This window comes from Bradyrhizobium sp. 155 (genome assembly GCF_023101105.1).
Classification (GTDB): domain Bacteria; phylum Pseudomonadota; class Alphaproteobacteria; order Rhizobiales; family Xanthobacteraceae; genus Bradyrhizobium; species Bradyrhizobium canariense_D.
Window position 1 is genome coordinate 367799 of the sequence record NZ_CP064704.1, and the last position, 14259, is coordinate 382057.

13 protein-coding genes are annotated in these 14259 nt (G+C 64.6%); 9 read left to right on the forward strand and 4 right to left on the reverse strand.

All coding sequences use genetic code 11. The features are described 5' to 3' along the window. Window positions 1-152: 152 nt before the first annotated feature. From IVA93_RS01735 to IVA93_RS01765, 7 genes are all read left to right on the forward strand, one after another. Entirely contained in the window at window positions 153-1340 is a 1188-nt protein-coding gene (locus tag IVA93_RS01735; RefSeq protein ID WP_026232419.1) for a substrate-binding domain-containing protein, read from the forward strand. Between the two features lie 173 nt (window positions 1341-1513). Next, window positions 1514-3028 carry an amidase gene (locus IVA93_RS01740; RefSeq protein ID WP_026232420.1) on the forward strand — a complete coding sequence of 505 codons (1515 nt, stop codon included), beginning with the start codon at window positions 1514-1516 and terminating at the stop codon, window positions 3026-3028. 108 nt (window positions 3029-3136) lie between these two features. After that, the gene (locus tag IVA93_RS01745) at window positions 3137-3994 is read left to right on the forward strand and encodes a branched-chain amino acid ABC transporter permease (RefSeq protein ID WP_018452915.1); all 858 of its coding nucleotides are present in this window, start codon (window positions 3137-3139) and stop codon (window positions 3992-3994) included. Between the two features lie 4 nt (window positions 3995-3998). Further along, window positions 3999-5216, forward strand: coding sequence for a substrate-binding protein (locus IVA93_RS01750; protein WP_018452916.1), 1218 nt, complete (start codon window positions 3999-4001; stop codon window positions 5214-5216). Window positions 5217-5222: 6 nt separating this feature from the next. After that, window positions 5223-6329, forward strand: coding sequence for a branched-chain amino acid ABC transporter permease (locus IVA93_RS01755; protein WP_018452917.1), 1107 nt, complete (start codon window positions 5223-5225; stop codon window positions 6327-6329). Beyond that, window positions 6316-7050, forward strand: a complete 735-nt coding sequence (locus IVA93_RS01760; protein WP_018452918.1) for an ABC transporter ATP-binding protein — start codon at window positions 6316-6318, stop codon at window positions 7048-7050. Before IVA93_RS01755 ends, IVA93_RS01760 begins: the two co-directional genes overlap by 14 nt. Next, the gene (locus tag IVA93_RS01765) at window positions 7043-7738 is read left to right on the forward strand and encodes a branched-chain amino acid ABC transporter ATP-binding protein (RefSeq protein ID WP_026232421.1); all 696 of its coding nucleotides are present in this window, start codon (window positions 7043-7045) and stop codon (window positions 7736-7738) included. Before IVA93_RS01760 ends, IVA93_RS01765 begins: the two co-directional genes overlap by 8 nt. A gap of 186 nt (window positions 7739-7924) precedes the next feature. Here the strand turns inward: IVA93_RS01765 and IVA93_RS01770 are convergent, their stop codons facing one another. The 4 genes from IVA93_RS01770 to IVA93_RS01785 form a co-directional block, all read right to left on the reverse strand. Beyond that, window positions 7925-9472 carry a L,D-transpeptidase family protein gene (locus tag IVA93_RS01770; protein WP_231189755.1) on the reverse strand — a complete coding sequence of 516 codons (1548 nt, stop codon included), beginning with the start codon at window positions 9470-9472 and terminating at the stop codon, window positions 7925-7927. Window positions 9473-9884: 412 nt separating this feature from the next. Beyond that, complete coding sequence (locus tag IVA93_RS01775) at window positions 9885-10847, reverse strand: acetyl-CoA carboxylase carboxyltransferase subunit alpha (RefSeq protein ID WP_007599220.1); 963 nt, start codon at window positions 10845-10847, stop codon at window positions 9885-9887. A gap of 281 nt (window positions 10848-11128) precedes the next feature. Continuing rightward, entirely contained in the window at window positions 11129-12112 is a 984-nt protein-coding gene (gene xerD, locus IVA93_RS01780) for a site-specific tyrosine recombinase XerD (protein WP_018452921.1), read from the reverse strand. A gap of 16 nt (window positions 12113-12128) precedes the next feature. Further along, window positions 12129-12275, reverse strand: a complete 147-nt coding sequence (locus tag IVA93_RS01785; RefSeq protein WP_035669499.1) for a hypothetical protein — start codon at window positions 12273-12275, stop codon at window positions 12129-12131. 184 nt (window positions 12276-12459) lie between these two features. Here IVA93_RS01785 and IVA93_RS01790 point away from each other — a divergent pair, with 184 nt between their 5' ends. Together IVA93_RS01790 and aroB are read left to right on the forward strand one after the other, a co-directional pair. Further along, complete coding sequence (locus tag IVA93_RS01790) at window positions 12460-13083, forward strand: shikimate kinase (RefSeq protein WP_018452923.1); 624 nt, start codon at window positions 12460-12462, stop codon at window positions 13081-13083. After that, the gene (gene aroB / locus IVA93_RS01795; protein WP_018452924.1) at window positions 13080-14228 is read left to right on the forward strand and encodes a 3-dehydroquinate synthase; all 1149 of its coding nucleotides are present in this window, start codon (window positions 13080-13082) and stop codon (window positions 14226-14228) included. Before IVA93_RS01790 ends, aroB begins: the two co-directional genes overlap by 4 nt. The last annotated feature ends 31 nt before the right edge of the window (window positions 14229-14259 follow it).

Here is a 14259-nt window from a genome sequence, read left to right on the forward strand (position 1 = left end):
GAGTGAATGTCTTGCAATCGATGCTGCATCTATATGCACTTCAATTCTTGAATATTCAATATTTTCAAAATAGGATATTGCCCAACAATAGGGCGGGTGCCGCGGCCGCCTGCTGAATGAGCTTTCAAGTCTGGTATCAGACAGGAGTTGGCGTGCGCGCGACGGTAAACTTCCCGGCTCACGGCGGTCCGGCGTTACCGCCGTCCTTGCTGTTCAGGAATCTGTCGCCCGCGGCAGCGGATTTCGACCTGTCGCCGGCTGATGCGCATTTCATGAAGCGCCGCGGCGCACACAACAAGCTCCGCATCGGGGGCTTCATTTGCTGCACCGGCTCGCCCGGTGTCTGGGGCCCGTGCGCGACAAGCAGCGCGCAGCTCGCGGTCGCCGAGATCAACAGGCGCGGCGGCATTCTCGGGCGCGAGATCGAGCTTTCGATCTACGATGCCGGCGGGCCGCTCGACGGGATTCTGAGCCGCGCCGAGCAGGCGATCGCTTCCGATGAGATCGACCTCATCGTGGGACTGCATACCAGCGCGGTGCGTGTGGCGCTGCGCAAGGTCACGACCCGCCACCGTATCCCCTACATCTATACGCCCGTCTACGAGGGCGGCGAGCAGACGCCGGGTGTCATGGCGATCGGCGAGACGCCGCGCTGGCAGAGCCGCCCCTCCATCCACTGGCTTGCCGACGTCAAGAAGGCGGCGCGCTGGTACCTGATCGGCAGCGATTATGTCTGGCCCTGGCAGTCGCACCGCGCGGTGAAGCGCTACATCAAGGAGGCCGGCGGCCATGTCGTCGGCGAAGAGTTCGTTCCCCTCGGCGAAGACAACCACGAGCCGCATCTGGAGCGCATCCGTGCCGCGAGGCCTGACGTCGTCCTGATCTCGTTGATCGGCACCGACAGCATCACGTTCAATCGCGCGTTCGGCGAATGCGGCCTCGGCGCCACGACGCTGCGGCTGGCCGGGGCGATGGACGAGACCGTGCTGCTCGGAATCGGCGCCGACAACAGCGAAAATCTGTTCTGTGCCTCCGGCTATTTCCCGGGCATCGGATCGCGGGCCAACGACGACTTCCAGAGCCGCTATCGCGCGATGTTCGGACCGAACGGCCCCCCGATCGGCTCGCTCGGTCAATCCAGCTATGAGGGACTGCGCTTCCTTGAGGCCGTGGCAAACAAGGCGGGCACGTTGGCGATGGGGCCCATGCTCGCGGCCGGCCGCAACATCGTCTATGGCGGCGCGCGCGGCCCCGTCACCGTCAGGAACGGTCATACCCGGATGCAAATGTATCTCGCCGGCGCGGATGGCCTCGATTTCAAGCTGATCAAACCGATCTGACGCCGGCGCCCCATCTGCAAACGCCCGAATCCAAAATAATACTTGAAAAGGAAAATATTTCCGTCTGTAATATCAAGGTAGAGCCGATGGGCGCGCCCGCACACGCGCGCCAATGAGGCTCCAATGCCAGGGATTCCAATTCCAGGGATCAAGAAGCCTTTGAGGAGAGCGCCGTGACAGTTGTCCTTCCCACGCCAGCCCAATTGCGCAGTGTCGCCGACCAGTGCGGCCTTTCGCTGACCGACGACGATGTCGCCTCGTTCCGCGGTCTGATGCAGGGCTCGATCGAGGCCTACAATCTCGTCGGAGCCATGCCGGACGAGGTGCCGGAGGTCAAATATCCGCGCACGCCGGGCTATCGGCCCTCGCCGGAAGAGAACCCGCGCAACGCCTGGTATCGCAAGTCGACCGTGAAGGGGGCGGCGAGTGGCAAGCTCAAGGGCAAGACGGTCGCCCTGAAAGACAACATCATGCTCGCCGGTGTTCCCATGATGAACGGCTCGGCGACGCTCGAAGGCTACGTGCCCGATTTCGACGCCACCATCGTCACCCGCATGCTCGATGCGGGCGCCGAGATCGCCGGAAAAGTCCATTGCGAATCCTTCTGCATGTCCGGCGGCAGCCACACCAATGCGGTCGGCGCCGTCCACAATCCGCACAAGATGGGCTATTCGGCCGGCGGCTCGTCGTCAGGCAGCGGCGTCGTCGTCGCGCTCGGCGAAGTCGACATGGCGATCGGCGGCGACCAGGGCGGTTCGATCCGCATGCCGTCCTCGTTCTGCGGCACCTATGGCATGAAGCCGACCTGGGGCCTCGTGCCCTACACCGGCATCATGCCGATCGAGGTGTTCGTCGACCACACCGGCCCGATGACGGCGACCGTCGCCGACAACGCGCTGCTGCTGGAGGTGCTGGCCGGCGACGACGGCTACGACCCCCGCATCAAGGCGCCCAAGGTCGAGGAGTACACCAAGGCGCTCGGCCAGGGCGTCAAGGGCATGAGGATCGGCATCCTCAAGGAAGGCTTTGAGCAGGCGACGGCCGAAGCCGCCGTGAACGAGAGCGTGCGCGAGGCCGCAAAGCGATTCAAGGATTTGGGCGCCACGGTCGAGACCGTTTCGATCCCGATGCATCTCATGGGTCCCGCGATCTGGACGCCGATCGGCACCGAGGGCATGACCCAGACCATGATGTATGGCGACGGCTATGGTCTGTCCCGCTCCGATCTCTACTCGACCACGCTGATGGACTTCCATCGCGGCTGGCGGCGGCAGGCGGATTCTCTGTCCGAGACCACAAAGCTGTTCCTGCTGCTCGGCACCTACATCAACAACACCTTCGGTCCGCGCTATTACGGCAAGGCTCTCAACATCTCCCGACGCCTGACCGCGGCTTACGACAAGGCCTTCAAAGACTACGATTTGCTGCTGCTGCCGACGACGCCGATGAAGGCGACGAAGCTGCCGGAGCCCACGGCCAGCCGCGAAGACTATGTCGCGCGTGCGCTGGAGATGATCTCCAACACCGCGCCGTTCGACATCACCCATCATCCGGCGATGTCGCTGCCCTGCGGCATGGTCGACGGCCTGCCCGTCGGCCTGATGCTGGTCGGCCGCATGTTCGAGGAATCCACCATCTACCGCGCCGCCCACGCCTTCGAGCAGATCGGCGACTGGAAGAAGATGTGAGCGAGGGACTCATGCAGACGGACGTAACAGGGAAGCGTTTTCGGACGCGTCAAGACATCAAGCCGGAGCCCCGTTCCGATTCCTTCGGAACCGGAAAGGCTCCGGCGCATGGCTAACGCGTTCGTCGCGGCGTTCGAGATCCTGAGCTTTGGTGCGATCATCGTCCTGATCGTGCTGGGGCTCGGGATCATCGCCAGCATGATGGGCATCTTCAACTTCGCGCAGGGCGAGTTCGTCCTGCTCGGGGCCTACATCACCTATCTTGCCTACGCCAATGGCCTGCCGATCTGGGCCGGCATGGTCGCCGCACCATTCATTGTCGGCGCGCTCGGCTTCGTGCTGGAGGCGCTGATCATCCGACGCTTCTACGCAGCCCCCATCGTCGCCATGCTCGGCACCTATGCGCTCGGCCTGATCATCCGCGAATCCGTGCGCGGCTTGATCGGCGGCTTCTATCTCACCGTGCCGGAGCCGATCGGCGGCTCGATCGATATCGGTGCCATGCACATCTCGGCCTGGCGCTTCACCATCATCATCATCACGGCGCTGGTGATGGGCGGCTGCTATCTGCTGCTGGCGCGCACCAGCTTCGGCCTGCGCGTGCGCGCTACCCTGGAAAATCCTTCGCTGGCCCGCGCCTCCGGAATCTCCACGCCGCTGATCTACGGCGCCACCTTTGCGTTCGGCGCGGCGCTTGCTGGCCTTGCCGGCGCACTGATCGTGCCGGTGTTCAGCCTGTTCGCCGATCTCGGCCTGCGCTTCCTGATCCAGGGCTTTGTCGCGGTCATGGTCGGCGGCGTCGGCTCCTTCATCGGGCCGGTCGCGGGCGCCGGCGTCATCGGCACGCTCAGCGCCGCGCTGCCCTGGGTGATGGCGCCCGTCGTGGCCGATGTCCTCGTCTTCGTTCTCGCCATCGTCTTCATCAAATTCCGGCCGCAGGGCCTCATTGCTGGAAAAGGGGTTTAGTCACATGTCCGATCGTTCTCAGCTCTCCCGTCGCCGGTTCCTTTCGAATCTCGCCTTTGCCTCCGGTGCAGTCGCAACCGGCGTCGGCAGTTGGGTGATCCCGGCGCCCTGGGCCAATGCGGCCGAAGCCCCGATCAAGGTCGGCATCGCCACCGACCTCACCGGGCCGATTGCCTACGCCGGCAATGCCGACGCCAACGTCGCCAAGATGGTGATCAAGGAGATCAACGCCGGCGGCGGTCTGCTCGGCCGCCCGCTCGAGCTCTTTGTCGAGGACACCGCCTCGAACGAATCCGTCGCGGTCGGCAACGTCCGCAAGCTGATCCAGCGCGACAAGGTCGACATGGTATTGGGCGGCATCACCTCGTCGATGCGCAACGCCATCAAGGACCCGATCGTCGCGCGCGGCAAGACGCTCTACATCTATCCGCAGCTCTACGAAGGCAAGGAGTGCACGCCTTATCTGTTCTGTACCGGGCCGACGCCGGCGCAGCAGTGTGACGAGTTCATTCCCTGGCTGATCAAGAACGGCGGCAAGAAGTTCGCGCTGCCGAGCGCCAACTATGTCTGGCCGCACACACTCAACGTCTACGCCCGCAAGGTGATCGAGGCCAACGGCGGCGAGGTCGTGTTCGAGGAATACTATCCGCTTGACCAGGTCGACTTCTCCTCGACCGTCAACCGCATCATCTCCAACAAAGTCGACGTCGTCTTCAACACCGTCATCCCGCCCGGCGTCGGTCCGTTCTTCAAGCAGCTCTACGAGGCCGGCTTTCTCAAGAATGGCGGACGGCTGGCCTGCGTCTACTATGACGAGAACACGCTCAACATCAATCAGGCGGCCGAGATCGAGGGTCTCGCCAGCTGTCTCGATTATTTCAAGGTGCTCACCAAGGAGAACCCGTTCGACGCAAAAATCCAGGCGGCCTACGAGAAGGATTTCCCGGGCAACTTCCTGTTCGCTGCCGGCAGCGCCGCCACCGGCACCTATCGCGGCCTGAAACTGTGGGAAGCCGCCGTCAAGGAAGCCGGCAAGGTCGATCGCGACTCGGTCGCCGCTGCGCTCGATCATGCCAAGATCGCCGAAGGTCCCGGCGGACCTGCCGAGATGGTGCCGGGCAAGCGCCACTGCAAGATGAAGATGTACACCGCTGTCGCCAAAGGCGGGAACTACGAGATCGTCGGACGCAGCGACGGACTCGTCGATCCCAAGGAATGCTAGAGTCGAATGCCGAAAGCGATGGGCGCAGCGAAGCAGGCAGTCCCCGCCGAGATCGGCGGGGAGCAGAACGTTGCCATGGTTGAACACGGATCAGCAGGGCAAGCCGGTTCGGTGCGGAAAATCCTGCCGATCGTGGAGGGCGTCGTGCTCGTCGTGGCGCTGCTCGCCCCGCTGGTGCTGCAGGACTACCTCACGGTGTTCGCGACGCGCGTGATCATCCTCGCGCTGTTCGCACTGTCATTCGACCTGGTGTGGGGCTATGCCGGCATCATGAGCTTCGGCCAGGCGCTGTTTTTCGGCTCGGCCGGCTATGGCGTGGCGCTGCTCGCGCGCGATCTCAACATTACCAACATCTTCCTGGTGCTGCCCGCGGGCACCATGATCGGGCTCACCTTTGCGCTACTGCTGGGCGGCTTCCTGCTGCTTGGACGGCATCCCTCCAGCGTGATCTTCGTCTCGCTGGGCACGCTGACCGGATCCTACGCCGCCGATCGGCTTGCGCGCGGCTGGTACTATCTCGGTGGCCAGAACGGCATCCCCTCGATCTCCTCGATGACGCTCGGCAGTTACGAGTTCTCGGAAGGGCCGCCGTTCTATTATCTCGTGCTTGGCCTGCTCGTCGTGGTCTATCTCCTCTGCCGCTTTCTGGTGCGCTCGCAGTTCGGGTTGGCGCTCGCGGGATTGCGCGAGAACGAGCAGCGCATCGCCTTTTTCGGCTACAAGGCGCAGCATCTGAAGGCGATCATTTTTGCGATCGGAGGCGCAGTGGCCGGCCTCGCCGGCAGCCTCTATGCCTTCCACGAAGGTTTCGTCTGGCCCAACATGGTCGGCGTCGTGGTCTCGACGCAAGTGGTGCTCTATGTGCTGTTCGGCGGCTCCGGCACGCTGATCGGCGCCGTCATCGGTGCCGTCATCGTTGAGGGCGTCAGCTTCTGGCTCTCGGACAATTACCGCGAGGTCTGGCCGATCATCCTTGGCGTGCTGCTCCTGCTGGTGATTCTGTTCCGGCCGCTCGGCCTGATCAGCTTCGTGCTCGGCGAGCGCGAGCGGGTCGGCAGCTTTGGTGGCAAATCCAGGAAGACCGGGAAGGAGAAGCGCGATGCCGCTCCTTGAAGCCAGCGGCGTCAAGAAGATCTTCGGGAAGCTCACCGCGCTCGACGGCGCCGCGCTGACCGTCGGCGAGAACGAGTTTCACGGCCTGATCGGCCCGAACGGCTCCGGCAAGAGCACGCTGATGAAGTGCATCGCCGGCGCCGAGGTGCCGACACAGGGCAAGGTCTCCTTCGTCAACGCCGATATCACCGCGTTCACGCCGACCGAGCGTGCCCGCGCCGGTATGAGCTTGAAATTTCAGATCACATCCGTGCTGCCGACGCTGACGCTCTACGACAACATTCTGCTCGCGCTGCAGGCGCAATCCTCGCTGTTCGATCTCGTGTTCTCGCGCACGCGCGGGCTCTTGCACGATCAGGTCATGACCATGCTGACGCAATTTCGCCTCGCCAACCGCGCTTTCGACGCGGCGGCGGCGCTGTCGCACGGCCAGCAGCAATGGCTGGAGATCGCGATGGCGCTGGCCTGCAAGCCGAAGCTTCTGCTGCTGGACGAGCCGACCGGCGGCATGAGCCTGGAGGAGCGCCGCGTCACCGGTGAATTGCTGCAGCCGATCAAAAAGCATTGCTCGCTGGTCATCGTCGAGCACGATCTCGATTTCATCCGCGACATCTGCGATCGTCTCACCGTGCTCGACCAGGGCAAGGTGCTGGCGTCCGGCACGGTGTCGGAGATCCAGGCCAACAAGGCCGTCCAGGAGATTTATTTGCGCCGTGCCTGAATTTTTGGACATCAAGCATCTCGACGCCGGCTATGGTCGCAGCCAGGTCCTGTTCGACGTCAACCTCGGCATTCCCTGGCGCGGCGGTGTCGCCGTGCTGGGCCGCAACGGCGCCGGCAAGACCACGCTGATGAAGACCATCGTCGGCGAACTGCCGGCGTGGAAGGGCGAGGTCGCCTTCGATGGCCGCGACATCAGCCGCCGCGCGACCCAGGAGCGGGTGCGCGCCGGCATCGGCTACGTGCCGCAGGAGCATTCGGTGTTCGCGCGCCTGTCGGTGCGCGACAATCTCGCGGTCGGGTCGCTCGCGAGCAGGAAAGCCGACGCGGTCGAGCACGTGCTGACCATCTTCCCAAAGCTCGGCCAGCGCCTCGACCAGCCCGCCGGCACGCTTTCCGGCGGCGAGCGCAAGATGCTCGCCATCGGCCGCGCCATGCTGGGCGATCCAAAACTTCTTCTGCTCGACGAGCCGACCGAAGGCGTCTGGATCGGCGTAATCGAGGAGATCACCGAGCGCCTGATCGAGCTTGCGAAAACCATCGCCGTCATCATCGTCGAGCAGCACCTCGACCTCGCGCTCCGCGTCGCCGATTACGCCTACGTGCTGGACCGCGGCCGCGTCGCGCTGCAAGGCGAAGCGGGCGAGGTGAGGGGCAATCCGGAGCTGCTGCGGTATCTGGCGCCGTAGGGCGCGCGTGAAGCGCGTCGCTCTCACACCGAACTCGGCTGTCATGCCCCGCGAAGGCGGGGCATCCAGTACGCCGCAGCTTCTCGATCGATAAGGGGTGCCTCTGGAATACTGGATTCCCCGCCTTCGCGGGGAATGACGGCGTCAGGCTGGGATGGATCGAAGAGATTAAGCGGAGCGCCCGCTTTACTTCACCGCCCCAAACCGGCTGTCGAACGAGTTCGATTGCACCACCGGCGCGGCGCCCATGATCTGGGTCGCTTCACCCGCGCCATCCGACACCGACGGCTTCAGCGTCGGGCGGGTTGCGGCGAGGCGGGTGTCGGGCTTCGCAGCTTCGGCGGGTTTGGCAGCGGCAACAGCCGGCTTCGGTGCATCCTTCGCTGCGTCCTTGGACGTGTCGCGGCCCGGTACGAACCGGGTCACCGCGGCCTTCAGCCGGGACGCTGCGGTGGGCGGCGTCGTGGTCGTCGTTGCAGCCGGAGCGACGGATGCCGTGGCCTGCGGCGGCGGCGTGGTCGCCGTGGCGTCGGCATTGCCCACACCCATCTTGCGGCCGAGATTGGAGAAGAAGCCGGATTTCTCGGGCGGAGCTGCGGTGGCGACGCGGGCGCTGGCGGCGGGCGCGCTGACGGCGACGACCGGCTCTTCCTGCGGCGAGGGCGCGGCTGCATCGAGATTCGGCTTCGGCGGATTGACGTGTCCAGGGATGGTGCCCGGCGCCTTCGCCATCGCCAACATCTGGAGCGTGGTGCCTTCGGCGCCCTCCGACAGGCCGGTCGAGCCTTCCGGAATCTTCGCGGCAAAGATCTTGTTCATGCCGCCGTCGATGCCGGTGTTCATGCGCGCAACGGGCGTGCCGCGCGAAACCAGCTTGTTGTACTCCGCCTGGTCGCGCGCATCCTTCTCGCGCACGGCGCTGGCGATCTCCTCGGGGATCACATAGGCCGGGCACTTAGCGGACGCGTCGAACACCGGATCGCGCTTGGCGTCGGGCGGCTTCGCCGCGTCGAACACGTACTTCTTCTCGCAGAAATCGACCTTCGGCTCCTGCCGCGTCACCTCGAAATGATCATAGCCTTCCTTGATCATCTTCCAGAACGGCATGTTCGGATTGTTCCGGTGCTTGGCCATGTTCACCGGCGTCATCTTGAACGGATAGGCCTGCAACTGGAACGCCTTCTGGCCGCCGAAGAAGGACTCGCGCCCGAGCGAATAGATCTCGGCGATCTGCTCGTCCGTCATCGCGTAGCAGCCGCGCGACGAACAATCGCCATGCACCATCAGCTGCGACCCGCTGCGGCCCAAAGCCTTGTCGAACGCGTTCGGATAGCCCGTGTTGAACGACAAATAGTACGCCGATTGCGGATTCATCTGGCCCGGATTGATCGAGTAGAATCCTTCCGGCGCCTGACGATCGCCTTCGCGCACCTTCGGGCCGAGATCGCCCGACCAGCGACAGATCGGATAGGTCTTGAGCAGCGCGAACTGGCCGTTGCGGGTCTGCTTCCAGACCTCGAGCTCGGCCTCCTGCTTGAACAGGCGCACCAGGATCGGTGATTGCAGATCCATGTTCTTCTCGACCATCGCGGCGAGAAGCTTTGGCGGCACCGGCTGGTTGGCCTTGGCATTGGTCGCAAGCGAAACCTGGTCGGTGTCGCAGCCGGCCAGCACGAAGCTGGCGGCAAGCGCCACCGAAACCAGAAACGCGCGAGCAAGCGAACGAGAAATCAAGATGGACCCCACACCGTCCAAGGCATCGCGCGCAAACCCCAATCTTGAAGCATGATCCGACCGGAGACCGGGACCCGTCGCGACGGGCTTTTTCGCAATCACGCTCCAGCGCTTATGCCCTGAAGCCATTGATTAAAATTCTAACCTCTGGGTCATGTGGTCGCAACCCGCACGGGGATCACGAGCCCGTTGGCCCAAAGGCGTGGTCAACGAAGACTTAAACTGGGCTGAAACTTGGGCCTTTCGGCCAAACCAGCACTGAGATCGCTGATTTGGGCAAAAAAAGGGTTAACGCGGGGTTACCGGGGGCCTCCGGGACGGTTTGGCCGGCCTCAAATTCAGCGTCGTCTCGGCGAAAGCCAGGACGACGGCGGAGGGGGACGCGTCCAACGGGCCCCAAAGCCCGCCCGAATCAGCCCAGTTTCCGGCCAATATCGAGGAATTTCTGCCGCCGATGCTTGCGGATGGCGTCCCCGTCCAGACCCCGGAGTTCGTCAAAGGCCTTGGCAATGGCGTCGCCCGTGGTGGCGATCATGGCGGCGGGGTCGCGATGGGCGCCGCCGACCGGCTCCTTCAGGATGCTGTCGATCACGCCGAAGCGGAGCATGTCCTGGGCCGTGATCTTCATGTTGTTGGCGGCTTCCTGCGCCTTGGAGCCGTCGCGCCAGAGGATCGAGGACGCCGCCTCGGGCGAGATCACGCTGTAGATCGCGTGCTCCAGCATCAGGACCTTGTTGGCGGTGGTGATGGCGATGGCGCCGCCCGACATGCCCTCGCCGGTGATGATGGCGACGTTCGGCACGGTCAGCGCCATGCAGGCATCAGTCGAACGCGCGATCGCCTCGGCCTGGCCGCGCTCTTCCGCGCCGATGCCGGGATAGGCGCCGGCGGAATCGGCGAGCGACAGCACCGGCAGGCCGAACCGCTCCGCCATCTCCATCAGCCGCACGCATTTGCGATAGCCCTCGGGCCGCGCCATGCCGAAATTATGCTTGATGCGGCTCTCGGTGGAATCGCCCTTTTCCTGGCCCATCACGCAGATGGCCTCGCCGCGGAAGCGGCCGAAGCCGGCCACCAGCGCCTCGTCCTCGCCGAACTTGCGATCGCCGGCGAGCGGGGTGAACTCGGTGATCAGGCCCTTGATGAAGTCGTTGAAATGCGGCCGCTGCGGATGCCGCGCGACCAGCGTTTTCTGCCACGGCGTCAGGTTCAGATAGAGGTCGGCCATCGCCTGCGCCGCCTTGTCCTCGATCCGCCCGATCTCCTCGGCGATGTCGCTGCCGGAGGCCGCAAGCGTCCGCAATTCATCGAGCTTGGAATCGAGCTCGGCGACGGGCTTTTCGAAATCGAGATAGCTGCGCATCTGGTCTGGCATCAACTCAATATAGGGAGGACGGGGCGAGGCGGCGAAGCGGATTCGATGTCGCGGAAAGAAGTGTAGGTTCGTCAATGAGTTGGCTTGTGTGCTCGCAACGAGCGCAGGCCAAATCATCGTGAGGCCCCGGCTCTTTCTGCGGAGATGTGGCCGAAGTCAAGGCGGTTTCATCGTTCCAGTACCGTAGCCCGGATGAGCGAAGCGATATCCGGGGCAGGTCGCCCGATCGTCAATCCCGGATGTCGCTTCGCTCATCCGGGCTACTGCAGCTACGGCAGCAACTATTTCTCCGCCAGCGGGTGCAGGTCGCGGACCAGGCTCTTCAGCCGCTCCTCGACCACGTGGGTGTAGATCTGGGTCGTCGAGATGTCGGTGTGGCCGAGCAGCGTCTGCACGATGCGCAAATCGGCCCCGTTGTGCAGCAGGTGGCTGGCGAAGGCGTGGCGCAGCACGTGGGGGGAGACCAGCCGGGCCTGCAGGCCCGAAGCGACCGCGAGCTCCTTCAAGTCGCGGGCAAAATGCTGCCGCGTCAGATGCCCGCTCTCGCCGAACGAGGGGAACAACCATTTGGAGGCCGCCACGCGGTTCTTCTTGTCGGTCTTGTTGTTGTCCTTGGCCGCCTCCGTCGCCGCGAGATAATCGGCCATCGCCTGGCGCGAGGCCTCGTTGAGCGGCACCAGCCGTTCCTTGTTGCCCTTGCCGCGCACCACGATCATGCGGGCGTCGCGCTTCGCGGCCGTACGTGGCAGCGCCACCAGTTCGGAGACGCGCAGGCCGGTGGCGTAGAGCACCTCGAGCAGACAATAGAGTCTCAGGGCGCGCAGCCGTTTCGAGAGCGAAGCATCCTCCGCCTCGCTCAATTCCTTGGCGCGGCGGAGCATGCGGTCGACATCGGCAATCGACAGCACCTTCGGCAGGCCGCGGCCACGCTTCGGCCCGGACAGGATCGCCGCGGGATCGTCGGTTCTGATGCGTTCGTTCAGGAGGAAGCGATAGAGATGCCGCATCGCCGATAGCCGTCGCGCGACGCTGGTGGACTTGAAGCCGCGCGTGTCGAGATCGGCGAGATAGTCGCGCAGCGTCTGTGTTTCCGCGTCCGCGAATGCATGGCCGACGCGGCCGAGAAACTCGGAGAAGTCGGTGAGGTCGCGGCGATAGGCGTCGAGCGTATTGGGGCCGGCGCCCTGTTCCGCCGCGAGCATGTCGAGGAACAGGCCGGTGAGTTTTGTGTCTGAGGACTTGTTATCGGAAGATCTGGCACGCATGCCCGCAGCCTAGCTGCTATTTCTTGAGAAACTTATCCGGCGGGATCGTCACCGTCATTTCCCGCGGCTTGGGATTGACGAAGTTCGCCAGCGCGAAGACCACGCCATAGACGATGCCGGCGATCACGGCGACGACCGTCAGGAAGCGGAACAGGCTGGGCATCGGCAGGATCTCGGAGAGGGTCTCGGTCAGGGGCTTGGCGGGCAAATTAACCAATGAAATCATCCAACACGTTCGCCGTTTCGTGGCAAGAGTCCTCTGGCGAGGGCCCCTGCGGGGTCGTATAGGTGGCCAAAGGATGCCGCCATTGGCGGCAGATCGAGCGAGACCCATTCGAGCGAGACAAATGCCCGACGCCGCGTTGCCGATCCAAGCCTCGCCCGAGGCCGACATCCTGTCGGCGCTGGGGACGCGCTCGATCGTGCTCGTCGGCATGATGGGGGTGGGCAAATCCACCATCGGCCGCCGCATGGCTCTCCGGCTCAAGCTGCCCTTCGTCGATGCCGACACCGAGATCGAGGCGGCGGCCGGCATGACCATACCGGAAATCTTCGAGCGTCATGGCGAGCCGCATTTCCGCGACGGCGAGGCCCGCGTGATCGCGCGTCTGCTTGACGGCGGTCCCATCGTGCTGGCGACCGGCGGCGGCGCCTTCATGCGCGAGGAGACGCGGGCCCGCATCGCCGCGAAGGCGATCTCGATCTGGCTCAAGGCCGATCATGACGTCATCATGCGCCGTGTGCGCCGGCGCGCCGACCGTCCGCTGCTCCAGACCGCCGATCCCGAAGGAACCGTGACGCGCCTGCTCACCGAGCGCGAGCCGGTCTACGGCCATGCCGACCTCACCATCGCCTCGCGCGACGTGCCGCACGACAAGATCGTTGAGGAGACCATCGAGACGCTGCGCGCGCATCTTTGCGGCGAACGGGCGTCCCCGCCACCAGCCGACGTCGCGAGTGCCGCACGATGACCGCGCCTTTGAAACATTCAGATCCCGTCAATGTCGAGGTCGCGCTGGGGAATCGCGCCTATGACATCGTCATCGGCCGCGGCGTGCTGGCCTCGCTCGGCGAACGCGTCGCGCGCCTGCGCCCCGGCGTGCGCACCGCGATCGTGACGGATCGCGCCGTCGCGAAATACTGGCTCGAACCCGCCGAGGCGTCCCTCGCAGCCAGCGGCGTTCCGACATCGCGCATCGTCGTCGAGGAAGGCGAGATCTCCAAGACCTATGCCGGGCTCGAAAAGGTCAGCGAAGCCCTGATCGCCGCCAAGATCGAGCGCAACGATCTCGTCATCGCGCTCGGCGGCGGCGTGGTCGGCGATCTCGCCGGCTTTGCGGCGGCGATCCTGCGTCGCGGCGTCGACTTCGTGCAGGTGCCGACCTCGCTGCTGGCGCAGGTCGATTCCTCCGTCGGCGGCAAGACCGGCATCAACTCGCCGCAGGGCAAGAATCTGCTCGGCGCCTTCCACCAGCCGGTGCTTGTGATCGCCGACACCGCCGTGCTCGACACGTTGTCGCCGCGGCAGTTTCGCGCCGGCTATGCCGAGGTCGCCAAATACGGCGTGCTCGGCGACGAGGCCTTCTTCGCCTGGCTCGAGAACAACCATTCCGACATCTCCAAAGGCGGTTCGGCGCGCGAGCATGCGATCGCGACCTCCTGCCGCGCCAAGGCCGGCGTCGTCTCGCGCGACGAGCGCGAGACCGGCGAGCGTGCGCTGCTCAATCTCGGCCACACGTTCGGCCATGCACTAGAAGCCGCGACCGGCTTCTCCGACCGCCTGTTTCACGGCGAGGGCGTTTCGATCGGCATGACGCTGGCGGCGCAGTTTTCGGCGAAGCTCGGCATGATCGGCGAAGCCGATGCGATGCGAGTCGAGCGTCACCTCATTGACGCCGGCTTGCCGACGCGCTTGCAGGACATCGCGGGCTTCGCGCAGGAGGGGCTTGCCGATGCCGACGCGCTGATGACGCTGATGGCGCAGGACAAGAAGGTCGAGCGCGGCAGGCTCACCTTCATCCTGCTGGAGGCCGTGGGGCGGGCCGTCGCCGTGAAGAACGTCGAGCCGGCTCCGGTGCGCGACTTCCTGAAGGACAAGCTCGCGCAAAAGGCATGACGCGAGGCTGAACGGCGCTACAGCGTTTTCG

Bases quoted from the DNA above. Each gene is read 5' to 3' on its own strand.
- IVA93_RS01745 (WP_018452915.1), top strand. From the start codon at position 3,137: ATGGCTAACGCGTTCGTCGCGGCGTTCGAGATCCTGAGCTTTGGTGCG.
- IVA93_RS01750 (WP_018452916.1), top strand. From the start codon at position 3,999: ATGTCCGATCGTTCTCAGCTCTCCCGTCGCCGGTTCCTTTCGAATCTC.
- IVA93_RS01755 (WP_018452917.1), top strand. From the start codon at position 5,223: ATGCCGAAAGCGATGGGCGCAGCGAAGCAGGCAGTCCCCGCCGAGATC.
- IVA93_RS01760 (WP_018452918.1), top strand. From the start codon at position 6,316: ATGCCGCTCCTTGAAGCCAGCGGCGTCAAGAAGATCTTCGGGAAGCTC.
- IVA93_RS01775 (WP_007599220.1), bottom strand. From the start codon at position 10,847: ATGCCAGACCAGATGCGCAGCTATCTCGATTTCGAAAAGCCCGTCGCC.
- xerD (WP_018452921.1), bottom strand. From the start codon at position 12,112: ATGCGTGCCAGATCTTCCGATAACAAGTCCTCAGACACAAAACTCACC.
- IVA93_RS01785 (WP_035669499.1), bottom strand. From the start codon at position 12,275: ATGCCCAGCCTGTTCCGCTTCCTGACGGTCGTCGCCGTGATCGCCGGC.
- IVA93_RS01790 (WP_018452923.1), top strand. From the start codon at position 12,460: ATGCCCGACGCCGCGTTGCCGATCCAAGCCTCGCCCGAGGCCGACATC.
- aroB (WP_018452924.1), top strand. From the start codon at position 13,080: ATGACCGCGCCTTTGAAACATTCAGATCCCGTCAATGTCGAGGTCGCG.